Origin of the sequence: Sulfuricella sp. T08, assembly GCF_000971475.1 — a bacterium.
GTDB lineage: Bacteria > Pseudomonadota > Gammaproteobacteria > Burkholderiales > Sulfuricellaceae > Sulfuricella.
Map to the genome: position 1 here is coordinate 36335 of NZ_DF967548.1, position 25914 is coordinate 62248.

21 protein-coding genes are annotated in these 25914 nt (G+C 58.0%); 14 read left to right on the forward strand and 7 right to left on the reverse strand.

The window, feature by feature from the left end; translation table 11 throughout:
- Window positions 1-57: 57 nt before the first annotated feature.
- Window positions 58-2229 (forward strand): catalase/peroxidase HPI, encoded by a 2172-nt coding sequence (katG, locus tag SCT_RS12260; protein WP_059423432.1) that lies wholly within the window; start codon window positions 58-60, stop codon window positions 2227-2229.
- Between the two features lie 128 nt (window positions 2230-2357).
- On the opposite strand, the gene SCT_RS12265 is transcribed toward katG, so the two are convergent.
- The 3 genes from SCT_RS12265 to msrA form a co-directional block, all read right to left on the reverse strand.
- Complete coding sequence (locus SCT_RS12265) at window positions 2358-3098, reverse strand: hypothetical protein (RefSeq protein ID WP_059423434.1); 741 nt, start codon at window positions 3096-3098, stop codon at window positions 2358-2360.
- 143 nt (window positions 3099-3241) lie between these two features.
- Window positions 3242-3670 (reverse strand): DUF3293 domain-containing protein, encoded by a 429-nt coding sequence (locus tag SCT_RS12270; RefSeq protein WP_059423436.1) that lies wholly within the window; start codon window positions 3668-3670, stop codon window positions 3242-3244.
- 15 nt (window positions 3671-3685) lie between these two features.
- On the reverse strand, window positions 3686-4216 hold the full coding sequence (gene msrA / locus SCT_RS12275; protein ID WP_059423439.1) for a peptide-methionine (S)-S-oxide reductase MsrA: 531 nt from the start codon (window positions 4214-4216) through the stop codon (window positions 3686-3688).
- Between the two features lie 99 nt (window positions 4217-4315).
- Between msrA and SCT_RS12280 the strand changes: the two genes are divergently transcribed.
- Entirely contained in the window at window positions 4316-4897 is a 582-nt protein-coding gene (locus SCT_RS12280) for a phospholipase D family protein (protein ID WP_059423442.1), read from the forward strand.
- Window positions 4898-5054: 157 nt separating this feature from the next.
- Here SCT_RS12280 and pap read toward each other — a convergent pair whose 3' ends face one another.
- Genes pap through SCT_RS12300 form a run of 4 tightly spaced genes read right to left on the reverse strand, consistent with a single transcriptional unit; the run spans window position 5055 to window position 9143 of the window.
- Entirely contained in the window at window positions 5055-6536 is a 1482-nt protein-coding gene (gene pap, locus SCT_RS12285; protein WP_059423443.1) for a polyphosphate:AMP phosphotransferase, read from the reverse strand.
- 2 nt (window positions 6537-6538) lie between these two features.
- A complete protein-coding gene (locus tag SCT_RS12290; protein ID WP_059423445.1) occupies window positions 6539-8074 on the reverse strand; it encodes a CYTH and CHAD domain-containing protein in 1536 nt (511 codons plus the stop codon).
- The gene (locus SCT_RS12295) at window positions 8071-8694 is read right to left on the reverse strand and encodes a ParA family protein (protein WP_059423447.1); all 624 of its coding nucleotides are present in this window, start codon (window positions 8692-8694) and stop codon (window positions 8071-8073) included. Before SCT_RS12295 ends, SCT_RS12290 begins: the two co-directional genes overlap by 4 nt.
- The gene (locus SCT_RS12300; RefSeq protein WP_059423449.1) at window positions 8691-9143 is read right to left on the reverse strand and encodes a histidine phosphatase family protein; all 453 of its coding nucleotides are present in this window, start codon (window positions 9141-9143) and stop codon (window positions 8691-8693) included. Before SCT_RS12300 ends, SCT_RS12295 begins: the two co-directional genes overlap by 4 nt.
- A 100-nt stretch (window positions 9144-9243) precedes the next feature.
- Between SCT_RS12300 and SCT_RS12305 the strand changes: the two genes are divergently transcribed.
- From SCT_RS12305 to SCT_RS12360, 12 genes are all read left to right on the forward strand, one after another.
- A complete protein-coding gene (locus SCT_RS12305) occupies window positions 9244-11793 on the forward strand; it encodes a serine/threonine-protein kinase (RefSeq protein WP_059423451.1) in 2550 nt (849 codons plus the stop codon).
- Window positions 11793-12611 (forward strand): Stp1/IreP family PP2C-type Ser/Thr phosphatase, encoded by an 819-nt coding sequence (locus SCT_RS12310; RefSeq protein WP_189799664.1) that lies wholly within the window; start codon window positions 11793-11795, stop codon window positions 12609-12611. The genes SCT_RS12305 and SCT_RS12310 overlap by 1 nt, the downstream gene beginning before the upstream one ends.
- A gap of 21 nt (window positions 12612-12632) precedes the next feature.
- Window positions 12633-13394: an FHA domain-containing protein gene (locus SCT_RS12315; protein WP_059423453.1), complete on the forward strand. Its 762-nt coding sequence runs from the start codon at window positions 12633-12635 to the stop codon at window positions 13392-13394.
- Entirely contained in the window at window positions 13391-15616 is a 2226-nt protein-coding gene (locus SCT_RS12320) for a CHASE2 domain-containing protein (protein ID WP_237759684.1), read from the forward strand. The genes SCT_RS12315 and SCT_RS12320 overlap by 4 nt, the downstream gene beginning before the upstream one ends.
- A 10-nt stretch (window positions 15617-15626) precedes the next feature.
- On the forward strand, window positions 15627-16391 hold the full coding sequence (locus tag SCT_RS12325; protein WP_059423455.1) for a 3',5'-cyclic-nucleotide phosphodiesterase: 765 nt from the start codon (window positions 15627-15629) through the stop codon (window positions 16389-16391).
- Between the two features lie 31 nt (window positions 16392-16422).
- On the forward strand, window positions 16423-17772 hold the full coding sequence (locus tag SCT_RS12330) for a porin family protein (RefSeq protein WP_059423457.1): 1350 nt from the start codon (window positions 16423-16425) through the stop codon (window positions 17770-17772).
- 7 nt (window positions 17773-17779) lie between these two features.
- Complete coding sequence (locus tag SCT_RS12335) at window positions 17780-19414, forward strand: FecR domain-containing protein (RefSeq protein ID WP_059423460.1); 1635 nt, start codon at window positions 17780-17782, stop codon at window positions 19412-19414.
- Between the two features lie 22 nt (window positions 19415-19436).
- Entirely contained in the window at window positions 19437-21803 is a 2367-nt protein-coding gene (locus SCT_RS12340; RefSeq protein ID WP_059423463.1) for an ATPase, T2SS/T4P/T4SS family, read from the forward strand.
- 292 nt (window positions 21804-22095) lie between these two features.
- Window positions 22096-22542: a prepilin-type N-terminal cleavage/methylation domain-containing protein gene (locus SCT_RS12345; RefSeq protein WP_059423465.1), complete on the forward strand. Its 447-nt coding sequence runs from the start codon at window positions 22096-22098 to the stop codon at window positions 22540-22542.
- 151 nt (window positions 22543-22693) lie between these two features.
- Window positions 22694-24550, forward strand: a complete 1857-nt coding sequence (locus tag SCT_RS12350) for a M48 family metallopeptidase (protein ID WP_059423467.1) — start codon at window positions 22694-22696, stop codon at window positions 24548-24550.
- Window positions 24551-24562: 12 nt separating this feature from the next.
- A complete protein-coding gene (locus SCT_RS12355; RefSeq protein WP_059423469.1) occupies window positions 24563-25423 on the forward strand; it encodes a glycosyltransferase family 2 protein in 861 nt (286 codons plus the stop codon).
- A partial coding sequence (locus tag SCT_RS12360; protein ID WP_144408270.1) for a glycosyltransferase occupies window positions 25413-25914 on the forward strand: 502 nt, incomplete at its 3' end. The genes SCT_RS12355 and SCT_RS12360, both read left to right, overlap by 11 nt.

Below are 25914 nucleotides of genomic sequence, written 5' to 3' on the forward strand. Positions count from 1 at the left end.
AATTGATTCCAAGAACCTACACTGAATTGTGCATTCAATTAACTAGAGGAGAATACCATGTCCGACAGCAAATGCCCGTTTGTACACAAAGCCGGGAGCGGTACGTCGAACCACGATTGGTGGCCGAACCGGCTAAGCCTCGAAATCCTGCACCAGCATAACCCCGAGTCCAGCCCGATGGGCGAGGATTTCAACTACGCCGAGGAATTCAAGACCCTCGACCTCGCGGCGGTGAAAAAGGACCTGACTGCCCTGATGACCGACTCGCAGGATTGGTGGCCGGCGGATTACGGCCACTATGGCCCTTTTTTCGTCCGCATGGCGTGGCATAGCGCTGGCACCTACCGCACCGGCGACGGTCGTGGCGGCGCAGGCCACGGCAACCAGCGTTTCGCCCCGCTCAACAGCTGGCCCGATAACGTCAACCTCGACAAGGCCCGCCGGCTGCTGTGGCCGATCAAGCAGAAATACGGCAAGAAAATTTCCTGGGCTGACCTGATCATTCTCACGGGCAACGTGGCCATGGAATCGATGGGCTTCAAGACCTTCGGTTTCGCCGGCGGACGCGAGGACATCTGGACGCCGGAAATCGACATCTACTGGGGCAATGAAGAAAAGTGGCTGGACGACAAGGCACGCTATTCCGGCGAACGTGACCTCGAAAATCCGCTCGCTGCCGTGCAGATGGGCCTGATCTACGTCAACCCGGAAGGCCCGGGCAGCAACCCGGATCCGGTCGCGTCCGGCCGCGACGTGCGCGAGACCTTCGCGCGCATGGCGATGAACGACGAAGAGACTGTTGCGCTCACCTGCGGCGGCCACACCTTCGGCAAATGCCACGGCGCCGGTCCGGCCACGCACGTGGGGCCGGAGCCTGAAGCCGCACCCATCGAGCAGATGGGCCTGGGCTGGAAGAGCAGCTTCAAAAGCGGCAAGGGTGGCGACCAGATCGGCAGCGGTCTGGAAGGCTCGTGGACGCCGACCCCGATCAAATGGGACATGAGCTATCTCGACATGCTGTTCGACAACGACTGGGTGCTGACCAAGAGCCCGGCGGGCGCCTGGCAGTGGACACCGAAACAAGCGACCGACAGCAATACGGCACCGGCCGCGCATGACCCGTCGAAGCGGGTGCCGATCATCATGACCACCGCCGACATGGCGATGCGCATGGACCCGGCCTATGAAAAGATTGCGCGCCGCTTCCGCGACAACCCTGACGAGTTCGCCGACGCCTTCGCCCGCGCCTGGTTCAAGCTGACCCACCGCGACATGGGTCCCCGTGCGCGCTACCTGGGCCCCGAAGTGCCCAAGGAAGCGCTGATCTGGCAAGATCCCATCCCCGCTGTCGATCACCCCCTGATCAACGACCAGGACATCGCCGCCCTCAAGGCTAAAATACTGGCGTCCGGGCTGTCTGTCTCGGAGTTGGTCTCGACCGCCTGGGCCTCGGCGTCGACGTTCCGCGGCTCCGACAAGCGTGGCGGCGCGAACGGCGCGCGCATTCGTCTCGCACCGCAGAAGAACTGGGAAGTCAACCAGCCGAAGCAACTGGACATCGTGCTTGGAAAGCTCGAAGGCATCCAGCGTGAGTTCAATGCTGGCGGCAAGAAAGTCGCGCTAGCCGACCTGATCGTGCTGGCAGGTTGTGCCGGTGTCGAAGAGGCTGCAAAGAAAGCTGGCCATGCAGTGGCGGTACCTTTCACGCCGGGCCGCATGGACGCCTCGCAGGAACAGACCGATGTGGACTCCTTCGCCGTGCTCGAACCGATCGCCGATGGCTTCCGCAACTACCAGAAGGGAAAGTACTCCGTCTCGGCCGAGGAACTGCTGCTCGACAAGGCGCAATTGCTGACGCTCTCCGCGCCTGAGATGACGGTGCTGGTCGGCGGCATGCGCGCGCTGAACGCGAATGTCGGTCAGTCCAGGCACGGGGTCTTCACCAAGCAGCCGGGGGCGCTCACGAACGACTTTTTCGTCAACCTGCTCGACATGGGCACGACCTGGAAGCCCGTTTCGGACGCCGAGGACGTGTTCGAAGGGCACGACCGCAAGACTGGCGAAGTCAAATGGACCGGCACCCGCGTCGACCTGATCTTCGGTTCTAACTCCCAACTCCGAGCCATCGCGGAAGCCTACGCGTGCAGCGACTCGCAGCAAGCGTTCGTGCGTGACTTTGTGGCAGCCTGGAACAAGGTGATGAACCTGGATCGCTTCGACCTTGCGTGATCTTGGAAGATAGGTCTTAAAATTCTATATCGCGCAGCCTCGGCCTGGCATCGGGTTATCCCGAATCAGGTTGAGGATGCGCGAATCTCTGTCCGCGGCTGAGCACCAAGAGCCTGTTTCAGTATGCTCTAATCCAAGCTGACCGAATCCGCCGCATTCCCGATAATCTGTCGGCGGCATTCCCGGTAAACCTCCCGCGCCGTATGCAGCACGTCCTCCGGAATGGCGATATGGGAGTAATCGACCGGTGTCCTGTCGATTACTCCGCTATGCATGCGCTTGGACGAGTCGCCTTTTCTGGCCTGCCCAGTCTGGCTTAAAATTTGATACCGCTCGCTTAACGGCGAGTCCAGCTCCAGCCAGTCCGATAGCCGGGGAAGCAATTTCTCCGGCGCGCGTTGAAACAGCTCGGCATCGAAATAGTAATAGGGCTGATTGGCCGTGCGGCTAAAGTCGGCGAGTGCCTGGACGCGCGCGATATAGTAGTTCGCCGCCTCAACGGGCGAGGCATAAAGATCCTCGATTTCCTTTTGCGCAAAAAGATGGACGATACTTTTGATCGTGTGTTCCGGCTCCAGCAGGGAGATCAGTATCTTCATATTCGCCAGACCAAGCTGCCCGGGCTTCAACAGATAGTCGTTGTGCAGCAGCTTGTCGAAAAGATAACGGCTGTTCTCCTTGAACACATCACCTTCCAGGAACACATCAAGCTGCTTGTCCAGCGCGGATGCGTCCTCATAGCTGATATGCATTTCATAGTAGCCATTGATCTGCGGGTGCGAACCGAGGATATGCCCTGCCAGACTGGTAAAGGCGCGCATATGGCTCAGCAGGAAAATTCTGGAGAGGGGGTCAGACGAAGCATTCATACAATCAAATAGGTCGGTTCACTTAAACACTTGCTACGAGTCTAGCATTCGGAGAGCAGCGCAATCTACATCGACAGCATCGAGGGGGTTCTTTGGAGTTCAACTCCGGCAAGCACCGCTTCGTCATCTGCAACCCGGCCTGACTATCGCAGCAGGATCAGCCGTGGCGTTGCATCGCTGCCTGCGTAAACGAACCCGTTCTGGCGGAATTGTCTAGCCAGCTTTTTGGCAGCCTCCAGCGAAATACCGAAGACCAGAAAACTCGGTTCCCCGGGCCATCGCCCTGATGGATCCCTGCCCTCCCCATCCAGATAAGGCAAACCCAGGGCCTTGATCTCGGCAAGCAGTTCTTGCTGGGCGGCATGATTGTCCGAATCTGATGTCAGTTCACCGAAGGGATTCCATGCGGTGATGTAGGCAGCGCTGTCTGTCCGGTCAAGATTGAATCTTAGCGCAAGTTCGGGGCTGGCACGGCCAACATTCAGGACAAATGACTCTGCAGCCATCACCTTGTAGTCAGTCGCAAGGTAGGCCTTGATGGTTGCGGCGGGGATAGCCGTTTCAGAAAACAATCGATCTCCCGCCGGCTAGGCCGACCCGCTCTTCAGCCTGGCCTTGAATTTCTCCTTCAGTTTTGCCACCTTGGGAGCAACCACGGATCGGCAATACGGTTGATTGCTGTGGCCTCTGAAATATTCCTGATGATAGTCCTCAGCCACGTAAAAAATTCCGGCGGCCGCAATTTCAGTCACGGCGGACGGAATCCCGGCAACCATCGCCTCCGCAACAGCTTGCTGTTCCGGGCTGTGGGTGAATATGGCGGAACGGTACTGGGTACCCGCATCATTGCCCTGGCGATTCAGCGTGGTGGGGTCGTGGATCGTAAAAAAAACTTCCAGCAAATCCCGGAAGGAAATCACTGCCGGGTCGAAGGTGATCCGCACCGCCTCGGCATGGCCGGTGGTGCCGCTGCAAATCTCCTCGTAGCTGGGGTTTAGGGTGTTGCCGGCGGTATAGCCAGACTCGACCTTCTCCACGCCATCAAGCAGTTCGAACACCGCCTCCAGACACCAGAAGCACCCGCCCGCGAGGGTGGCGGCTTCACTGTTTTGACTCATCACTCATCCTTCGCTGTTATTCCGTATCATGCATAATAGCCGATCTTCGGGTGTTCGGCGCCACCCGGGAACCGCACCCAACAGTCAAGGAAAATCCCGATGAAAAAAAGCTCCCTGCGTATTCTGCCGCTCTTGTCCCTGGCACTGCTTTTCACCACTTCGGCTCCCGCCTTCGAGCAGGCGCAAGACATCAGAAGTCACGCCGCCGCTGTCAGCGGCACGGTGCAGGTGCTGTTCACCCCGGAGGACGACGCCGCCGGCCAGATCGTACAAACCATCGAACATGCGCAGAAGCAGGTGCTGGTCCAGACATTCAGCTTCACCAGCCGGGAAATCGCCCAGGCGCTGATCAGCGCCAAACAGCGCGGTGTGGATGTCCGGATCGTCACGGACGCGGAACAGGTACGGAAAATGGAGCGCAGCAAGGTGCCGACGGTTGCGGAAGGCGGTGTGCCGGTATTCGTCGACAGCCAGCACGACAGCGCCCACAACAAGGTGATGGTGATCGATGCCGGCAGCGCCAACCCGGTGGTGATCACCGGCAGCTTCAACTTCACCCATGCCGCACAGTTCAAGAATGCGGAGAATCTGCTGATCTTCCGCGGCAATCGGGAACTGACAGCCGCCTACCTGGAAAATTGGCGGCGTCACCGCGAGCATTCGCTGCCGCTCGCAAAGTAAAAAGGGTTAAAAATGTAGGTTGGGTTAGCGGCCTTATCGCGTAACCCAACAAACCCAAACTTCAAAAACAGGTTTTGTTATTTGGGTTTGTTGGGTTATGGCGCAAAAAGACGCGCCTAACCCAACCTACATGACACCCTTCCCCACTTGCGAGCCTTTACTTCAGCGCCGCCTCGATTCTTTCGCACAGGGTCTTCAGAATCTTGATGCGGGCAAAATTCTTGTCGTTGGCCTCAACCATGATCCATGGCGACATTTCCGAACTGGTGCGGTCCACCATGTCGCATACCGCCATCTCGTAGTCTTCCCATTTCTCGCGGTTGCGCCAGTCCTCGTCGGTAATCTTGAAACGCTTGAAGCCGGTCTTCTGGCGCTCTTCGAAGCGCCTGAGCTGCTCTTCCTTGCTGATCGATAGCCAGAATTTCACCACAACGGTGTTGTTCCGCACCAACTGCTCCTCGAAATCGTTGATCTCGCTGTAGGCGCGCATCCAGTCGACATTGGAACAATAGCCTTCGACCCGCTCAACCAGCACACGTCCGTACCAGGAACGGTCGAAAATCGTGACCCTGCCCTTGCGCGGAATATGGCGCCAGAAGCGCCACAGGTAGGGCTGTGCGCGCTCTTCCTCGGTCGGCGAGGCGATCGGGATAACCTGGTAGTAACGTGCGTCCAGCGCACTGGTCACGCGGCGGATGCTGCCGCCCTTGCCGGCCGCATCGTTGCCCTCGAACACCGCGATGACGGTCATCTCCTTGAATTTCGGATTGCGCGTCAGCAGGTTCAGCTTGCCCTGATATTTTTCCAGATCCAGGTCGTATTTCTTCTTCGTCAGCTTCTGGTTGAGGTCGAGGGTTTTCAGAATATGCAGCTTGTCGATCGAGGGCAGCAGCGGTGGCGCATGAACCTCATGGGGTGGCAACTCCGCTGCGTCGAGGCGCTTGCGGATCGCTTCCAGGATGACTTTCCCCACCGTCAGGCTGCGGTAGCGCTCATCCTCGCCCTCGACGATCATCCATGGCGCTTCGGCCGTGCTGGTCTGGCGCATGACCCGCTCCGCCACCTTGCGAAACTTGTCGTACATCTTGAAGTGTATCCAGTCGCGCTCGGTCACGCGCCAGCGTGTCTTGGGATTTTTCTCCATGGCCTTGAGGCGCTTTTCCTGCTTGTCCTTGGACAAATGCAGCCAGAACTTGATGACCAACGCACCCTCGTCGTTGAGCATCTTTTCAAAACGCACTGCGCGATCCATGCTTTGGTCGAGTTCGGCATTCTTGATTCTGTTGAACACCCGGTTGAGAATGTCCCAGGTATACCACGAGCCGAGAAAAATGCCGATCTTGCCCTTGGGCGGCAGAGCGCGCCAGAAGCGCCACATGATCGGGCGCTCCAATTCCTCGTCCGAGGGAATACCCATGCCATGGCTCTGGATATGGCGCGGGTCCATCCACTCGTTGATCAGGTTTACGGTCTCCCCCCGACCGGCGCCATCCACCCCGCCGATCAGAATCACCACCTGGAAATTTGCTGTCTTCGCCAGATCGAGCTGAGCTTCAAGCAGCGCCTCGCGCAGAGCTGGTACTTCCTTGTCGTAGGTGGCTTTATCGATTTTGTGGCCTAGTTCCGCTGACTCGAACATGATTACCCCTTTTCCCAGAAAATCCTGCAATGCCTGAAGCGCTTCCACTCCTGTGCCATATCAGCAAGCTGGACATGAGTTTTACAGGCATACCAGCCGATTATCACGCCGCTGCCGCGATCGCGCAATCGACTCCCCGAGCTGATCTGCGCCAGCAAAGTCCCGGCCACGGCCTGGTCGTTGAGCGCACCGAACTCGTCTTGCAAGCGCGACAGTGCCTGTATATAACGCTTTGTCGCCTTGCCCGGATAAAGACCGAAAAAAAATTCGGCGGCGTAGCGCAGCTTCTTCACGGCGATCCTCAGTACATGGCGCTGTGCCACCGTCAGCGCATTGAGGTGCCGGCCACGACGGGACACTTGGCGGCAACGCCGGTCCAGCATTTTTGAAGCAAAGGTTGACACAGGCATATCCAGGTCTGCGGCGACAGTCGTTGTGCGCCAAGGAGCGCGCCACAGCCAGGCACCCAGCCTCAACATGATTTCGTTATAACGTTGCCCGGCCGCCGCCACGCACGCCTGCTCACGCTTCTCACGACAAATCTTTTCGGCCTGCCTGTGTAACCAGACCAGCCCTTCTTCTCTTGGCAAGGCCGTGACCACCGGTGGTAACATTTCGCTGAGAAATACATCCCAGTCCCTCGCCGGGCCGAGTTCACCGACGAGCCAGCGCAGCTCTGCGGTCAACGCTGCATCCTTGATGCCTTGGGCGGCAGCGCCGAACAGGCTGAGCGCACTGCGCAAGCGCCTCACTGCCACCCGCATCTGGTGAACAAGCTCGGGATCGTAACCTTGCCGCAGCCGATTCCGGTTGTCCTGTAGCTGGTCGATGCAATTCCAGGCAATGGCGCGAAACGCGGCGTCCACGGTCATTTCGCACCCCATTTCGGGCGCCGTCGCCTTGACCGGCAGCGGCGCATCCTGCGGTGCGCATAAAGCGTATCCGCGGTCGGCCTTGCTGGCATTCTCCGGATGCAGCGGCACCGCTTCCAGCAGCGCCAGCGCCAACTCGTAAAGCACCGCCGGATTACCGACCCTCAGTTCCAATTCCACTTCACAGATAGTCGCGCTGCTCTGGTCGGAACGGATTTCACCCTGATCCAGCGCCATCTCGACCTGATCGCCAGCTTCTGTTTTCAGCAGCCAGACAGTGCGGTTGAACTCGGTCACGAATACGGAATGCAGACGCTGGCGCAGATCGTCACTGGCGAATAGCCGGATCAAGCCAGGATCGACGATCTTGGTAAAGTCCGGTGTACTGTGAGCCACCGGCTCCTCCCATTCATCACGCTGGTGCAGCCCGGCCTGCACGCTGCCGCCGCCCTTGACGGTCTGGATCCACTGCCGGCCACTGCGGCGCACACGCAGCGCGATATCCTGGTTCTTCAGAACAAAATCATCGGTATCGAAGTAGACGCTGGTGAGCTTGCGGGTCTTCGGCCCGGACGGACATAGTGCCTTGAGCAGGGGATGGCGCCGCAACCTGGGAATATCTGCGGGGTCGATCAGGAGCTTGAGTTCGACTTCGATGTTGTTCACGCGTCTAGCCAGTCCAGCAGCGGCTGCCACTGCTCCATCTCCCTGACGATCCGCGACGGCGCCATATCGAACAGGCTCAAACCCTCGCCGGCAGCCTGGACATAGATTTGCGCGTCGCGCAGCAGGGTGAGCACGGGGAAACCGACTTCATCAAGGAACGAGGAGAGATCGGCCGCTGCACGAGTGCGCGCATCCACACGCATACCGATCATCGCCACTTCGATCTTTTCCTTGCGCACCGATTTCTGCGCACGCAGTTCTTCGAGAAAATTTCGCGTTGCTTCCATATCGAATGAGGACGGCTGCACCGGCACGATCACGCGCTCGGCGCGCTTGAGCGCATTGGTCAGCTTGTCGCCGTGCATGCCTGCGGGGGTATCCACCACCAGCCAGTCCGGCCTGGTTTCGCCCATGGATTTCTTGTCGAGCTGACTGTTCCAGCCGTGTATGGTGGGCAGAAATTCCGGCCGGCGCCCCAGCCAGTCGCTGGCGGAACGCTGGCGGTCGAGATCGACCAGAAGCACGCGACCACCCCTGCTGGCCAGATAACCGGCCAGATTGGTCGCCAGCGTGCTTTTACCGCTGCCTCCCTTGGGATTGGCGATCAGGATTGTTTTCATAGAAATTCAGGCGACATCACCGCCTTCAGGATGGTTTGGGTCTCGTCCAGGCGAGCGCGGTTAGTGAACCACCATACTCCGCCTTTTTTCACGCTCCAGCTTTCTCGCGTATTGCTGAGCAGATAAGCGGCCACCTGCCCCAGCGTCGGTTGATGGCCCACCACAACCACCGCTCCCTTGGCATCCGGCCAGCCGGCGGCGCCTAACAGGGCGGCCACGGATGCGCCGGGCCCCACTTCCTTGACAACGACTCCATCCCGCGTCAGCGCCACAGCAGTCTGTTGGGTACGCGTGGCTGGGCTGACGATAATGCGCGTTTCCTCCGGCAGGTGCGCTTTCAGCCAGGCGGCCATCTTCGCTGCTTGCCGTTCGCCCTTATCGGTCAGCTTGCGCCCCTGGTCGGGGAATCCATCCTCGGCCTCGGCATGCCGCCAAAGAATTAAATCCATGCTCGCTCCATAGTATATTTACAGGCTATCAGTTTTATTAGAATCATGGAATAATTCATTGATCACATACAATAACAATCGATAATAACCGGGCAGTTCGATGAAACTATCATTCTGGAAAGCAGACTGGTTTCTGGGTCTTCTGATCGCCCTCGCTTTTCTGTTCGCCGCCCGCTCCGATCTGTTGCAAAGCCTGGAACGCAAGGCTTACGACCTGGGGGTACAGGCATCCAACCGCATCCCCAGCGACCAGATCGCAATAATCGCCATCGACGAGCAAAGCATTGCCAACCTCGGACGGTGGCCCTGGCCACGAGATATCCACGCCAGGATGATCGACATCCTGTCCGCCGCGCAAGCCAGGGTGGTCGGCAACACCGTGCTGTTTCTCGAACCACAGAGGGACCCCGGGCTGGCCTATATCGACCGGCTGCTCCAGTTCTACGACTCCTCCACCTTCAAAACCAACACCGACCCTGTCCTGCAGGCCGAAGCCGCCAGCCTTGAAGCGCTGCTACGCGAAGCGGAACGAAAGCTGAATACCGACCGCACCCTGGCGGCAAGCCTGGAAAAATCGAAAACCGTGCTGCTGGCAATGCTGTTCCAGCTGGGAAAGCCGCACGGCAAGCCGGATCAACCCCTGCCGGACTACGTCGAGAAAAACACCCTCACCAACGTCAAGGACAACATCGGCGCCGAGGCCGCCGGTTACCTGCCTCTGCCGGCAATGGCGGCAGCTTTTCCGATCTCCGCCATCGGCAGCCATGCCGCCGCCATCGGTCATCTGAACACTCATGTCGACGTCGACGGCGGCATCCGCACCGAGCCGCTGGTGCTGCGCTACTACGACCAGTACCTGCCGTCCCTGTCGGTGATGCTGGCAGCAAAAAGCCTGAACCTGGAGCCGAAGGACATTAAAGTCAACCTGGGTCAGGGCGTCAGCCTGGGCAATCTGAAGATCGCCACCGACCCGGCGTTGCAGATGCACACTTTCTTCTACAAAGACACCGAGGGCAAGCCTGCTTTCCAGGTGGATTCGTTCTACGACGTCTACAGCGGCAAGATTCCCGCCGACAAGTACCGCGGAAAAATCGTCCTGATCGGCGCCACCGCAGCCGGCATCGGCGCTTCCCAGGTCACCCCGATCTCCCCGTCGATGGCGCCGGTGCTGACCCTGGCACACTCGGTATCAAGCATCCTCAAGGAGGATTTTTACGTCAGCCCGAGCTGGTCTTTCTGGGCGGAAATGGGTGTATTTCTCTTCATCGCCCTGTATCTGATCCTGTTGCTGCCCCATCTCAAGGCCAGGATGGGTGCGTTCGTCACGGCCTTTCTCTTGATCGCACTGCTGGCGACCCACTTCCTGCTGATGATTACCCAGGCAATGTGGTTGCAGTTGATGGCACCCGCCGCGCTGCTGCTAACCGGCCACCTGCTGCTGACCACCAAACGCCATTTGCTGACCGAACAGGGGAAAACCAGATCGGATGCGGAATCGGCGGAATCCAACCGCATGCTGGGACTGGCCTTCCAGGGGCAGGGACAGCTCGACATTGCATTCGAAAAATTCCGCAAATGCCCGCTCGATGAGTCCCTGATGGATGTGCTCTACAACCTGGGCCTGGATTTCGAGCGCAAGCGGCAATTCAACAAGGCCGAATCGGTGTTCCGCTACATGGCCGACTTCAACCCCGAGTTCCGCGACCTGAAACAGCGCACCGAACGCTCCAAGGCAATGCAGAACGCAGTCTTTCTCGGAGCTAGCGGAGGACAAACCAATGCCAGCATGATCCTCGAAGGCGGCGCCATGGAAAAACCCATGCTCGGCCGCTACCAGGTCGAGAAGGAACTGGGCAAGGGCGCGATGGGCGTGGTCTATCTCGGCAAAGATCCCAAAATCGGACGGGTGGTAGCGATCAAAACCATGGCGCTGTCGCAGGAGTTTGACGAAGACGAACTGACTGAGGTCAAGGAGCGCTTCTTCCGCGAAGCGGAAACCGCCGGCCGGCTCAATCACCCCAACATCGTCACCATCTACGATGCCGGTGAGGAACACGATCTCGCCTACATCTCGATGGAATTCCTGAAAGGCCAGGATCTCCTGCCCTACACCAAACCCGGCAACCTGCTGCCGCCACAGACCGTGTTCTCGATTTTCAGCCGGGTGGCGGATGCGCTGGATTACGCCCACTCCCAGCACGTCGTGCACCGCGACATCAAACCGGCGAACATCATGTACGAACCGGAAAGCGACAGCGTCAAGGTAACCGACTTCGGCATCGCGCGCATCACCGACTCCAGCAAGACCAAGACCGGCATGGTGCTGGGCACGCCATCCTACATGTCGCCGGAACAACTGGCTGGCAGAAAAATAGAAGGAGGTTCCGACCTGTTCTCTCTGGGCGTGACACTCTACCAGATGCTGACCGGACAATTGCCGTTCCAGGGTGATACGATGGCACAGCTCATGTTCAAGATCGCAAACGAGCCCCACCCGAATCTCCTGTCCATCGACCCCAGTCTGCCACCATGTGCCAGCGCAATCATCGACAAAATTTTGCAGAAACAGCCAGAAAAACGCTTCCACACCGGGGCTGAATTGGCGCGCGCCATCCGGGCATGCGCTGCCTACGCGGCCAAGGGGAAATAATGGATCTACGCCTGGCCCTCGAAATCGTCAGCCTGACCGACTCCGGCAAGGTCCGCTCGCATAACGAAGACAACATCACCACGGACAATCAAGCCGGCTTCGCTATCCTGGCCGATGGCATGGGCGGCTACAATGCCGGCGAGGTAGCTAGCGGCATTGCCGTGACGATGCTGGCAAACAGCCTGAAAACAGCATTAAGTGTCGGGCTGCCAGATCAAGACCCGGGTCTGCTGGTCAAAAGCGAAATCGAAAAAACCAACGGCGCGATCTACCAGACGGCACAAAGCCAGCCGCAGTTCTCGGGAATGGGCACCACACTGGTGTGCGCACTGTTCCACGACAATCGCATCATAGTCGCCCATGTCGGCGATTCGCGACTGTACCGCTATAGGCAAAAGGGTACTGAGCATTCACTGTTCGAACAGATCACGCGCGACCATTCCCTGCTGCAGGAGCAGATCGACAGCGGCATGATCAGCCGGGAAGATGCGCGGCTGTCCAGCAACAAGAATCTGGTGACGCGCGCGCTCGGCGTTGACCCCATGGTGGATGTGGAAGTCCAGGAGCACGAAGCCCTGCCCGGTGACGTCTATCTGTTGTGCTCCGACGGGCTCAACGACATGGTCGGCGACGAGGAAATCCAGCTGACCCTGAGCGTACTCGGTACCAACCTAGAACTGGCCGTGCAACGACTGGTTCAGATGGCCAACGACAATGGCGGACGGGACAACGTTTCGGTTATTCTGGTACGGGTATTGCGTCATTTTCCAGCCAGACGCGGCTTTTTTGCCTGGCTTTCTGCGTGGTTCAAGAAATAGATTTAGAAGCGAGGTAAACACATGGCGAAGCTGATTATCACCTTGGACGGCCTGCTGCTCAGTGAATTCGAGCTCGACAAGGAGCGGATCACCATTGGACGCAAGCCGGAAAACGACATCCCGATCGACAACCTGGCGATCAGCGGGGAACACGCCGCCATCACCATTTTCAACAATGACGCTTTCGTCGAAGATCTGGGCAGCACCAATGGCACTCTGGTAAACGAGCAACCAATCACTAAACACGTACTGCACCACGGTGATGAAATTGAGATCGGCAAGTACCGCCTGAAGTATGTCAACGTCGAGGAGCTCGGCAGCAAGATAGAAGCCCACGAAAAAGAGGCACACGAATTTGAAAAGACCCCGACCCTGCGCCCGAATCAAATTCCGACAACGCTGTCAGGCGAAAAACCGACCAGTGACATGATGGCGCACACCATTCCCCTGATCATGCCCGAAGCGGCACGGCGTGTCGAAACAACCGCCGCGTTCGGCTCGACCTCCGCCGCAGCGGCGGAATCCCATGCCGTCATCCAGATCCTGAACGGCCAGAACGCCGGCAAGGAACTGGATCTGACCAAGACGCTGACCTCGCTGGGCAAGCCCGGCGTTCAGGTCGCGGTCATCACCCGACGCCCCCACGGCTACTTCCTCACCCACGTTCAGGGCGATCACTATCCGATAGTGAACGGCCAGCCACTCGACGCCCACCCGCGCCAACTGGCGGATCATGACGTGATCGAACTGGGCGGAGTGAAAATGGAGTTCTACCTGAAGTGAATCTGGGGCCAGCCCTGAAAAAAAACGCCATCCCCATTGCCTTGGGCGTGGCGGTGCTGCTGGTTTTTCTGCTGCATGCCACAAGAGTGGTCAACATTCCGCTCATCCAGCATATCGAGGCCATCAGCTACGATGCACGCCTGCAGCTGACTATGCCGAAAACGCTGGATCGCCGCATTATCATTGTCGACATCGACGAGAAAAGCCTGGCCGAAGAGGGCCGTTGGCCGTGGGGGCGCGACAAGCTGGCGACCATGCTGGACCGGCTTTTCGATCAATACCATGTAGCCGTGGTCGGCTTCGACGTGGTGTTCGCCGAAAAGGATGAAAGCTCCGGATTGAAAGTCCTGGAGCAGCTGAGTCAAAAAGAGCTGAAAAACCTCCCGCAGTTCCAGGCAAGTCTGTCGCAGTTGCGCCCGCAGCTTGACCACGACAGCATATTCGCCCAGAAGCTGGCGTCCCGCCCGGTGGTGCTGGGTTACTATTTCACCAGCAATGAGGACAGAATCTCTGGCCTGCTGCCTGCTCCCACTTTTCCCGCCGGTTCGTTCAAAGGCAGCAACACTGCCTTTGTCGGCGCCACCGGCTATGGCGCCAACCTGCCTGAATTCCAGAAAGCTGCTCATAGTGCCGGCCATTTCAACCCGCTGACGGATTTCGACGGTGTTGCCCGACGGGTGCCGATGCTGATGGAGTACCGGGGCGCCTTCTATGAATCCCTGTCTCTTGCGGTGTTCCGGACACTTTCCGGTAATTCCGCAATTCAGGCGGTTTTCGAAGAAGGTGCCGGCAATATCGGCGATTCGATGGAATGGCTGCGCGTCGGAAAACTGAAAATCCCGGTGGACGAAAACATCAGCGCTCTGGTTCCCTATCGCGGCAAACAGGGCAGCTTCCCCTATGTTTCCGCCACGGACGTGCTGCATGGCCGAGTCAGTGCGCAGGAACTGGGGGGAGCCATCGTTCTGGTCGGCACCACCGCACCGGGCTTGATGGACCTGCGCTCCACGCCGGTCGGCGCGGTGTATCCGGGCGTGGAGGTCCATGCCAACCTGATCACCGGCATGCTGGACCACAACATCAAGCAAAAGCCGGCCTTCATGATGGGGGCGGAAATTACCGAAATGCTGCTGCTCGGCCTGGTGCTCGCCTTCACGCTGCCCCTGCTCGGCCCTGTCAAGGCATCGCTCACCGCACTTGCTGCCCTGCTTCTGGTGGTCGGCATCAATCTCTCGCTCTGGCAATCCGCCAATATGGTCATGCCGCTCGCCGCTGCCATGCTGATGATCATCGCGCTGTTCATGCTCAGCATGTCTTACGGCTTCTTCGTCGAGTCGCGTGCCAAACGCCAGATCACCGGTCTGTTCGGACAATACGTGCCGCCGGAGCTGGTCGACGAAATGAGCGAAAACCCGGGCAACTTCACCATGGAAGGTGAAAGCCGGGAAATGACAGTGCTGTTTTCCGACGTGCGCGGGTTCACCACTATTTCCGAGGGTTTAAGCCCGAAGGAATTGTCCAGGATGATGAACGAGTACATGACGCCGATGACACGCATCATCCACAAACACCGTGGCACTATCGACAAATACATCGGCGATGCCATCATGGCCTTCTGGGGCGCCCCGCTTGCCGACCCAGAGCACAGCCGTCATGCCCTGCTCGCCGCAATGGAAATGCAGCAAACGCTTACGCAGTTACGCGAGCAATTCAAGACCAAGGGCTGGCCCGAAATCCGCATCGGTGTCGGCATCAACACCGGCACCATGAGCGTAGGCAACATGGGTTCGGAATTCCGCATGGCCTACACCGTCATGGGCGACGCAGTGAACCTGGCTTCGCGCCTGGAAAGCATCACCAAGCAATATGGGGTCGGCATCATCGTTGGCGAGAACACGCACAAAGCAGTGCCGGATGTAGTATTTCGGGAACTCGACCGAGTCCGGGTCAAGGGCAAGGACGAGCCGGTAGCCATTTATGAACCACTGGGCGCAGCCGGACAAGTCGACAAGACCACGCTGGACGAACTCAAGCTCTTCCAGCAGGTGCTCAAACTGTACCGTGCGCAAGACTGGGACTTGGCGGAAGTGCAGTTGCTCAACCTGCAAAAAGCATCGCCCGAGTGCACCCTGTACCGGCTGTACCTCGAGCGCATAACCTATTTCCGTGATCATCCGCCCGGCGTAGAATGGGACGGCGCGTTTACATTCAAAACCAAATAATGGCCGCCCAATGAAATTAAAAGTATTAGGTTGCAGCGGAGGGATAGGGGGCAATTTGCGCACCACCTCTTTTCTGCTCGACCATGATGTTCTGATCGATGCAGGAACGGGTGTGATGGATCTGACCGTTTCCGAGTTAAAGCTGATCGATCATATTTTCATTACGCATTCCCACCTCGACCACATTGCCAGCATCCCCTTTCTGGTCGATACGGTGGGATGGATGAGGGACAAGCCCATTACCCTGCACGCCACCGAAGAGACCCTGAATATCCTGAAACAGCATATCTTCAATTGGCTGATCTGGCCTGATTTCAACGTCATCCCGACAAGCGACAAGCCTTTCATGGTTTACGCACCCTTCTCCGTTGGCGAAACCATAGCTCTTGGGGGACGCAAAATCACCTCCCTGCCAGCCAACCATGTAGTTCCGGCAGTGGGCTTTCAGCTTGATAGCGGCCGGCACAGCCTGGTATTCAGCGGGGACACGACAATCAATGACGCGCTGTGGCAGGTAGTAAACGAAATCGAGAACCTGAGCCATCTGATTATCGAAACCGCGTTCTCCAACAAGGAGCTTGACCTGGCGGTGGCAGCCAAGCACCTGGTTCCCAGCCTGCTCGTTGAGGAACTCAAGAAACTGAAAAAAGCCGCTCAAATTTACGTGACACATCTGAAACCCGGCGAAATCGAACTCATCATGTGCGAAATCGAACGGGACGCGGCCGAGTTCAAACCGCGCATGCTGGAAAACAACCAGGTCATTGAATTCTAGCCGCTAAAATTATTTCTCACTCGGGGAAAACATGAAAAAAACGCATCAATATCCAGTCCGCCTGACCGCCTTGACATGGCTGCTATGCTCCAGCATCGCTGTCGCGGCAGAATTCGACCTGGGTAAGGCGAATGAATTGCTGAAGGCAGGCAAGTCCAAAGAAGGCTATGCCCTCCTCGCCCCGCACGAGTACGAAATGGCAGGCAACGTCGACTATGATTACCTGCTCGGCATCGCCGCGCTTGACAGCGGCCATCCGGACAAGGCATCGCTGGCGCTGGAGCGGGTGCTGGCGGTCAATCCCCGCCACTATGGCGCAAGACTGGATCTGGCGCGGGCCTACTTTGCGCTAGCCGATTTCGAGCGCGCCCGAACCGAATTCAGCCGCGTCATGGAACAGAATCCGCCACCGCTGGCCAAGGCTACCATCGAAAAATACCTTGCCGCCATCGACGACAAGCTCAATCCCAAGCCCAGCTTCACCGGCTACCTCGAAGCCACCCTTGGCTACGACACCAACGTCAACGCGGCCACCAGCAGCAGCACGATGTACATCCCGATTTTCGGCGCGACCTTCTCGCTGGCCTCGTCCAATCTGGCCGAACGCGACAACTATCTGACCCTGGGCGGCGGTGGCGAGGCGGTTTTCCCCCTGCGTCAGGAACTTTCTCTATTCGTCGGCGTGGATGGCAAGAAACGGACTAACTTTTTCAAGGATATTTACAACACCGACAGTTTCGACGGCAAAGTAGGGCTGAACATCGGCAACGGCAACAGCGTTTTTCGCCTCTCCCTGCAAAAGGGGGCGTTCTATCTGGATGACAAATACAACCGCGACACCCAGGGTCTGAGCGGCGAGTGGCGCCTGGTACCGGATCCGCGCAACCAGTACAGCCTGTTTGGCCAGTACGCCGAACTGCGCTACGGGCACGACAAGACCGGCGCCGACCTGTCCGCCAATGACGTTGACCAAACCATCCTCGGTGGCGGCTGGCTGCATGCCCTCGACGAAGGTGGCAAAGTCGTTCTGTTCGGCAGCGTCTATGCTGGCAGCGAGCGCACCCATGCACAGTTCCCGCGGATAGACGGTGACCAGAATTTCATCGGTTTTCGTGCCGGCGGCCAGACCAGGCTCAATGACCATTCCAGCCTGTTCGCCACGCTCGGCTACAAGGAAGGCACTTACAACCGGCGCAACCTGCTGTTCCTCGATTACCGGCGCGACACCCAGTACGACCTGAATGTCGGCGTAAACTGGATGCCGGCGCAAAACTGGACGATCCGGCCGCAGTTCACCTACACCCGGAATGACTCGAACATCGCCATCAACGACTATGACCGCAAGGATCTCTCCATGACCGTGCGGCGCGACTTCAAATAGGCCCACGATGAAATCCAATTTATTGACCTTGTACCGTATCCTCGCTCTGGCGCTGCTGCTGGCAGCGGCGACCATCGCCAATCCAGCCTTCGCCTCGGCCGGCCGCTTCCAGTTCGTCCACGGCGACATCCGCATTGTTGCAGCCGACGGCCGTGCGCGCCCGGCACAGAAGGGTGAAGAAGTGAACGAAGGCGAAGCAATTATTTCGGCCAGCAACGCCTCAGCGCAGATGCTCATGGTGGACGGCGGCATCGTGGCGATCCGGCCCGATACTCACATGAGAATTGACGAATACAAGTTCAGCGGCCAGGAGGACGGCAGCGAGCGCAGCTTCTTTTCACTGCTGAAAGGCGGCTTCCGTTCGATCACCGGCCTGATCGGCAAACTTCACAAGGAAAATTACCGCATCACGACACCAGCCGCCACCATCGGCATCCGCGGCACCGACAGCGAAACCATCCATGTCCTGCCGACTGCCGGCTTGCCGTCCGACGTGCAACCCGGCACCTACAACAGGGTCAACACCGGCGCGACTGTAGTCAACGGCACGATAGTCGGTCCCAACCAGGTGGCCTTCACTCCCAACCTGGCGACCCCGGCTGTACTCCTGCCCAGAATGCCCTCGATATTCGAGCCGCCCAAGGCACCGCAGGCGCCGGCCACGGAGGGTCCAAAGCCTGACAAAAAAGCCGACGACAAGGAAGGGGAAGCCCCAAGCGGCGACAAACCTGCTCAGTCGCCACCCCCGCCGGGCGGAATCATCGCCGGAGAGAATGTGCAACTGCCGCCCCCGCCACCGCCGACAACCGCACTGGTGGGCGCCGCCTCGACTACCGGGGACGTGGCGCCAGCGGGCAGCGTCTATCCGGCTCCCTTCGGCTACGGCGGCGTCGGGGCGGATATCAGCTGGCGCAGCGTGTGCCTGAACCCACCCAGCTGTAGCAACAATTTCACTGGCTGGGTCGGCGGTGGTGGGTCAATGGTGCTCGAAGCCAACACCAACCGCACGATCCTGCTTAATAGCAGCGGCTTCCCCGTTCTGATCGCGGAATCCGACCAGTACGGCAGCATGAAGTACACCGCCGGTACTGCGACGCTGCTCGACTACGGCCAGACCAGCATCGCCGGCACAACCGTGCGCTGGGGGCGCTATGTCGGCCCGGACTCCTTCGTCGACGACCAGGGCACGCGCGACTCGATGGTCATGCACCTGATGTGGGCGGACAACGCGCTGAGCTATGCACAGGCCGGTCCTGTGCTGTCGTCGCTCGGCGCCCTGAACTTCACCCCGGTGGCGGCCGGCACCATCAGCGACGAACGCGGCGCCAGCTACCTGCTGGCTGGCGGCAGCGGTCTTAATGTAGCCGCGGCGGGCGCAACCATCACTCTGAATATCAACACCAATACCGTAGCCGGCCGGCAATGGAGCCTGACCTACAGCGGCACACTGGACAAGTTCTATCAGGCCGGCACGGTGGGCGGCATGCCCATGAGCCTGGGATACCTCAATGGTTCGCCGATTACCCAGGGTGAAGCCAGCGGCGTATTCATCGGTGCCGGCGCAAACGGCGCATTGACCTCCTTCTCGGCCAACGCCGGCGCCGCGGGGGCACTGACCGGAACCGCCGCCTTCATGCGCTAGCGCCAGCGCTTACAGGCCAATTATGATGAGTCCAGAAACGAGCACAAAGTCCCCGGAAAACCTGGCTGAGATCAGCAGCAAGCTGGCTTTCACCAAGAAGCTGCAAGCGGTCACCAACAAGATCCACTCGACCCGCAATATCGACGAGATCATGCTGGAGCTGAGCGCCGATATCTGCGCGCTGTTCGAAGCGGACCGCCTGACGATCTACGCCACCAGCGAAGACGGCAAGTCGATCGTTTCGAAGATAAAAACCGGCCTGACCGGCTTCAAGGATCTGAATCTTCCGATTTCGCCTGCGAGCATAGCCGGCTATGTAGCGTTCCACAGACATGTCATCAACATCGCCGATGTCTACGATACGCAGGAACTGGCCAGCTTGAGCCCGAAAATCCGCTTCCTCAAGGAGGTCGACCAGAAAACCGGCTATCGGACCAGGCAGATGCTGGTCGCCCCGATTCTGGGCGAAGACGGGGAATTGCTCGGCGTAGTTCAGCTGATCAACTCGCTGACCGGACTGACATTCTCCCCGACCGCGGTGGAAGGGGTTGGCGAACTGGAAAAAACGCTGGCGATCGCCTTTGAGGTACGCCGCAAGCCCCAGCCCGGAATCAAAACCAAGTACGACCATCTGGTCGGCGAAAACCTGATTTCTGTTCAGGAACTCGAATTAGCCTCCCGCTCGGCACGAAAAAAGAGCAAGAATCTGGAAGACGTGCTGGTGGATGAGTTCCAGATCAAGATCAGCGATCTTGGCAAATCCATTGCCTCTTTCTACGGGGTGCCCTATGAGCCGTTCCGTGCCGACCGCATCAAGCCGATGGATTTGCTCAAGAACCTCAAGCGCGAATACGTGGAAAACAGCCTGTGGCTGCCCATCGAGGAAACGCCGGAAGGGCTGGTGATCCTGACCCCCGACCCGGAAAGGATCAAGGGTTCGCACATCGCCGGCAACGTATACCCCAACCACAAGCTGACATACCGGACCAGCACCCATCGCGAGTTCCTGCAAACGGTCAACCTGTTCTTCGGCGAGGGCGTCGACAGCACCTCCATCGGCGACATGCTGTCCAATCTGGAAGATGAAAGCGGGGAAGAAGCCTCCGCCGACGAAATCAGCGCCGCTGCCGACAACGAACTGGTCAAGCTGGTCAACAAGATCATCATCGACGCATACCATCAGGGCGCGTCCGACATTCATATCGAACCCGGCATCGGCAAGGAAAAAACCGTGGTTCGCTTCCGGCGTGACGGCACGCTTGGCCTTTACATCGAAGTGCCCGCCAGCTACCGCAACGCTATGACCGCCCGGCTGAAGATCATGTGCGACCTGGATATTTCCGAAAAAAGGAAGCCCCAGGACGGCAAGATCAAGTTCAAGAAATTCGGTCCGCTCGACATTGAGCTACGGGTAGCCACTATTCCTTCCGCCGGCGGCGTGGAAGACGTGGTGATGCGGATACTCGCGGCCGGCGAGCCGATCCCGCTGGAAAAGCTGGGGCTGAGCCAGCACAACTACACCACGCTCAAGAGCGTGGTGGACAAGCCCTATGGCCTGTTTTTCGTATGTGGCCCGACCGGTTCCGGCAAGACCACCACTCTGCACTCGGTGCTGAAATATCTGAACACGCCGGAAACCAAGATATGGACGGCGGAAGACCCCGTCGAGATCACCCAGAAAGGGTTGCGCCAGGTGCAGGTGAACCCCAAAGCGGGCCTGACCTTCGCCGTCGCCATGCGCGCCTTCCTGCGCGCTGACCCGGATGTGATCATGGTCGGCGAGATGCGCGACAAGGAAACCGTCTCCACCGGCATCGAAGCCTCGCTCACCGGCCATCTGGTGCTGGCCACCCTGCACACCAACAGCGCGCCGGAATCGATCATCCGCCTGCTCGACATGGGCATGGACCCGTTCAACTTCGCCGATGCCCTGCTCGGCATTCTGGCCCAGCGACTGGCGAAACGGCTGTGCGTGAAGTGCAAGAAAGCACGCGTCGCCACGGCTGACGACATCCAGATCATGCTCAACGAATACGGTCTTGAGCTCACCAACCTGGAAAGCTGGAAAAAAGACCCGAAAGCCGCGGTGGAAGGCATTTACAAGGAATGGCTGAAGTCATTCGCCAACGGCAAGGGGCAGTTCACCCTGTACGACCCGGTCGGCTGCGAGACCTGCAACAACACCGGCTACAAGGGGCGGCTCGGCCTGCACGAGTTGCTGGTAGGAACCGACGCGGTCAAGAAGAATATCCAGGAGCATGCCCGCGTTGCGGAAATGCTTGCCACCGGTCTCGCGGAAGGCATGCGCACCCTGAAGCAGGACGGCATTGAAAAGGTATTGCAGGGCATCACTGATCTGAAGCAGGTGAGAGCGGTGTGCATTAAATAGGTGGCAGGGAGTATGCCGAGCAGTTTCTGGATGCGGAGAAAATCGACGAAGTGAACGTAACCAAGATTCCAGGGTTTGCCGCTTGATGCATGACGTGACGAAAAACGTCACATTGTGCCGAATACCAACAGCAATTCTGCGGCATCAATCCAGACATTCCGCCGCAACATGCTCTACACGCAATAAAACAAGGCATTCAGACCATACCAATCAAACTGGCACACAGATTGCAGGTAGTTATGCCAGACACTTCCAAGTGTTGGAAATTTGATCATTCAACAAGGAGCTCGACATGAAAAAAGTACAACAAGGTTTTACCCTGATCGAACTGATGATCGTGGTCGCGATCATCGGCATTCTGGCTGCAGTGGCGATTCCGGCTTACCAGGATTACACCATCAAGGCCAAGTTACAGGAAGTGACCAGTCTGGCCAGTCCGGCAATGACTGGAGTGGGCGTTGCCTGTAGCGAAGGCAATTTGTTCCCAAGCGGCGCCTCCCTCACCAACGCAGGTATTGGCATTGCAACCGCAGCCTCTATCACGGGCAAATACACCGCCTCTGTTACGGCAGCGAGCACATCCACCACATCCGCGACTGTAACAGCTGTGCTTGGTGGAACCAATCCCGTCCCTAATGTATCTGGGAACATCGTGTGGACAGGAACCTGCAATCCATCAGTCGGTATGACATGGGGAGTTACCGGAACAGTCCCAGCCAAGTACCTGCCTAAGTCTTAAGCTCATCTCATCTGATCTGACTGAAAAAGGAGGCCATCTGGCCTCCTTTTTTATCTGTATGTCTAGACGCCACACTCTCCCTGTTTTTCTGTTCGCCTGTAGTCTGGTGCTAGCATTTTTTTGCTTTCGCCCGGGACTGCAAGGCCCTTTTTTGTTCGATGACACCATCAATATCATCGAAAATGCCTACCTGAAAATTAATACGCTCGACACCGCTTCGCTTAAGGCGGCAGCGTTTTCCATGGGGAATGGAATTTCTGGGCGCCCGCTCAGCATGGCGAGCTTCGCCCTCGATTATTATTTCAATGGGTCGGAACCTTACGGTTTCAAACTGACCAACCTCGTCATTCACTTGCTGAATGGCGTCTGTATCTTTGTCCTGACCACGCTGGTTCTGGAAATTCACCGGCGACGACACGCGCCGGAATTCAGCCCTGACCGCGTGCGCTGGGTCAGCCTGGCAGTCGCCTCCGCCTGGTTGTTGCATCCTCTCAACCTTACCAGTGTGCTGTACGTCGTGCAACGCATGGCCAGTCTGTCTGCGCTGTTTACCCTGCTCGGGTTGATTACCTATCTTTACGGGCGGCGGCGTCAGCTTGATGGCCATGCCGGATGGGGCTGGATACTCGCCGGCTTTTTCCTGTTTACGCCGCTGGCGGTGCTGAGCAAGGAAAATGGCGCACTACTACCGGCGTTCATGCTGCTGACAGAAGTCGCTCTGTTGAATTTTCAGGCACCGGCAATGAGAACGCGCTTGATGCTGACGGCACTGCTCGCTACCACGGTCGTCTTGCCGGCAATCGTGTTGGCAGTCTATTCCATATATAAACCGGCCTGGTTGCTTGTCGGCTACAGCATACGCGACTTTACCCTGCCGGAGCGGTTGATGACCGAGGCGCGTGTGCTGTGGTTCTACCTACGCTTAATTATCGTGCCGGACATTTCGCAACTAGGCTTGCAGCACGACGACATCGCGATTTCGAGGGGGCTGCTGGCTCCCTATTCAACGCTGTTCGCGAGTATTGGTATCGCGCTCCTGGCGGGGGTAGCAGTCCTGCTCAGGAAACGACACCCTATCGCGGCTTTTGGCATCCTGTTCTTTTTGCTCGGGCACAGCATCGAGTCTTCTGTGATCGCGCTGGAAATCGCGCACGAACATCGCAACTATCTGCCGATCTATGGCATTCTGCTGGTGGTGTTTTACTACCTGTTATCGCCCACGTGGTACAAGGACACGCTCAGGTTGCGCCAGCTACTGGCCTTGATTTTGGTTCTGATTTTCGGTGCCGTCACCTCTATCCGCGCAGAGCAATGGGCCGACCCAAATGGTTTGAAGCTGATGGAAGTAACGCACCACCCCGATTCGCTGCGGGCAAATGCCGATGTTGCCTACATTTATGCTTTTCTTCCTGCGTTTTCGCCGGAACAGGCCGAAGAGTACTACCGATTTGCGCTCAGCTATTACCAGAAGGCCGCTGATCTTTCCCCTACCGATACGTCCGGGTTGCTCGGGCTGATCGGCCTCAATGCCATGCGCGGCAAACCTATCGAGGAACGTTGGGTACGTGAACTGGAGTACCGGCTAGAACATCGCCCCTTCGCCCCCGCTGCCGCCAATTCGCTAATGCACCTGGAAAAATGTCTGACAAAGGGCATTTGCAGACATTCACCGCAGGACATGGCGCGCCTGTTGCAGGCGGCATTACGCAATCCGACGTTATATGGCAATGGGAGGAGCAGTATGCAGTTCGCGTGGAGCAACCTTCTGTTTCTGACTTTTCACGACCGTGATGCCGCGCTCAAGGCTGCCCATAAAGCTATGGAGGCAGACCCAGCCGATCCCGACACCCGGATTACCTTTATCAAATTTCTGCTCAATCTGGGCAAACCTGACGATGCAAAAAAGCAAATCGTCCAACTGCGCCAGCTCGATGACATGAAAATTTACGGCGATCAACTCGACGAACTGGAAAAGCTGGCTACAATGCTGAACCAGACAGCCCCTTGATCAACAGTTATCATGACAGACACTATATCCATCATCCTTCCGGCAAAAAATGAAGCGGCCAGCCTGCGCGCCCTGCTGCCAAAAATCCAGGCACAGATGCCGGGCGCAGAAATTATCGTCGTCAATGACGGTTCAACGGACGATACTGCCGAGATATGTCGCCAATATGGTGCGAAGCTCGTGACACACCCTTACGGCATGGGGAACGGAGCGGCAGTCAAGTCTGGAGCACGGGCTGCGCAGGGGGAAATCCTGATATTCATGGATGCCGATGGGCAGCACCAACCTCAGGATATCCCCCTGTTCCTGGAGAAACTCAGCCAGGGCTACGACATGGCGGTTGGCGCACGCAGCAGGCGTTCTCAGGCGGGCGTGCACCGGGCGGCTGCCAACGGCTTCTATAATCGGCTGGCGAGCTGGATGGTCGGGCAAAAGGTGGCTGACCTCACTTCCGGTTTCAGGGCGGTCCGGGCCGACAAGTTCCGCAAATTCCTCTATATGCTGCCGAACGGTTTTTCCTACCCGACCACCATCACCATGAGTTTTTTCCGGGCAGGCTTTGCCGTGGGTTATGTGCCAATTCACACACCCAAACGTATCGGCACCAGCCACATGCGCATCGCGCGCGACGGAGTGCGATTTCTGCTCATCATTTTCAAGATCGGCTCGCTGTATTCGCCGCTGAAACTATTCTTTCCGATCAGCGTGGCTTTCTTCTTGCTGGGTTGCGGCAATTATCTCCATACCTATCTGACCTTGCATCGCTTCACCAACATGAGCGCAATGTTGCTCATTACGGCGATGGTCGTCTTTCTGATCGGGTTGGTTTCGGAACAGATCACTATGCTAGCCTACAGGGACAGTGAGCACTAGAAAACGTATTCTGGTACTGACCTCCACTTTCCCTCGCTGGCAAGGTGACAATGAACCGCCGTTCGTTTTCGAGCTTTCCCGAAGATTGGATGAGCAGTTCGATGTGGTGGTGCTGGCGCCGCATGCGTCGGGCGCCAAGCAGTTCGAAAAAATGGACAATCTCGAAGTGCACCGGTTCCGCTACTGTTTCACCTCCTGGCAGAGCCTTGCCTATCACGGCGGCATCATGGCGAACCTGAAACAAAAGCGGTTACGCTACTTTCTGGTTCCTTTTTTTCTGCTTTCCGAACTCGTCAGCCTGATAACCCTGATCAGGAAACAACAATTCGATGTGATTCATGCGCACTGGCTGATTCCTAATGGGCTGGTTGCTGTTATGGCACGTGCATTGGTTACAGGCAACAAACCCACCATCGTCTGCACGGCGCATGGCACTGACTTGTTCGGCCTGGGGGGGGGGGTGTTCAGATGGTTGCAGAAACACGTCATTT

What these genes read in the sequence shown, in the direction of transcription:
- SCT_RS12345 (WP_059423465.1), top strand. Translation starts at nt 22,096, where the DNA reads ATGAAAAAAGTACAACAAGGTTTTACCCTGATCGAACTGATGATCGTG.
- SCT_RS12310 (WP_189799664.1), top strand. Translation starts at nt 11,793, where the DNA reads ATGGATCTACGCCTGGCCCTCGAAATCGTCAGCCTGACCGACTCCGGC.
- SCT_RS12295 (WP_059423447.1), bottom strand. Translation starts at nt 8,694, where the DNA reads ATGAAAACAATCCTGATCGCCAATCCCAAGGGAGGCAGCGGTAAAAGC.
- msrA (WP_059423439.1), bottom strand. Translation starts at nt 4,216, where the DNA reads ATGAGTCAAAACAGTGAAGCCGCCACCCTCGCGGGCGGGTGCTTCTGG.
- SCT_RS12325 (WP_059423455.1), top strand. Translation starts at nt 15,627, where the DNA reads ATGAAATTAAAAGTATTAGGTTGCAGCGGAGGGATAGGGGGCAATTTG.
- SCT_RS12355 (WP_059423469.1), top strand. Translation starts at nt 24,563, where the DNA reads ATGACAGACACTATATCCATCATCCTTCCGGCAAAAAATGAAGCGGCC.
- SCT_RS12280 (WP_059423442.1), top strand. Translation starts at nt 4,316, where the DNA reads ATGAAAAAAAGCTCCCTGCGTATTCTGCCGCTCTTGTCCCTGGCACTG.
- SCT_RS12330 (WP_059423457.1), top strand. Translation starts at nt 16,423, where the DNA reads ATGAAAAAAACGCATCAATATCCAGTCCGCCTGACCGCCTTGACATGG.
- SCT_RS12265 (WP_059423434.1), bottom strand. Translation starts at nt 3,098, where the DNA reads ATGAATGCTTCGTCTGACCCCCTCTCCAGAATTTTCCTGCTGAGCCAT.
- SCT_RS12335 (WP_059423460.1), top strand. Translation starts at nt 17,780, where the DNA reads ATGAAATCCAATTTATTGACCTTGTACCGTATCCTCGCTCTGGCGCTG.
- SCT_RS12315 (WP_059423453.1), top strand. Translation starts at nt 12,633, where the DNA reads ATGGCGAAGCTGATTATCACCTTGGACGGCCTGCTGCTCAGTGAATTC.
- SCT_RS12305 (WP_059423451.1), top strand. Translation starts at nt 9,244, where the DNA reads ATGAAACTATCATTCTGGAAAGCAGACTGGTTTCTGGGTCTTCTGATC.
- SCT_RS12340 (WP_059423463.1), top strand. Translation starts at nt 19,437, where the DNA reads ATGATGAGTCCAGAAACGAGCACAAAGTCCCCGGAAAACCTGGCTGAG.
- SCT_RS12300 (WP_059423449.1), bottom strand. Translation starts at nt 9,143, where the DNA reads ATGGATTTAATTCTTTGGCGGCATGCCGAGGCCGAGGATGGATTCCCC.
- pap (WP_059423443.1), bottom strand. Translation starts at nt 6,536, where the DNA reads ATGTTCGAGTCAGCGGAACTAGGCCACAAAATCGATAAAGCCACCTAC.
- katG (WP_059423432.1), top strand. Translation starts at nt 58, where the DNA reads ATGTCCGACAGCAAATGCCCGTTTGTACACAAAGCCGGGAGCGGTACG.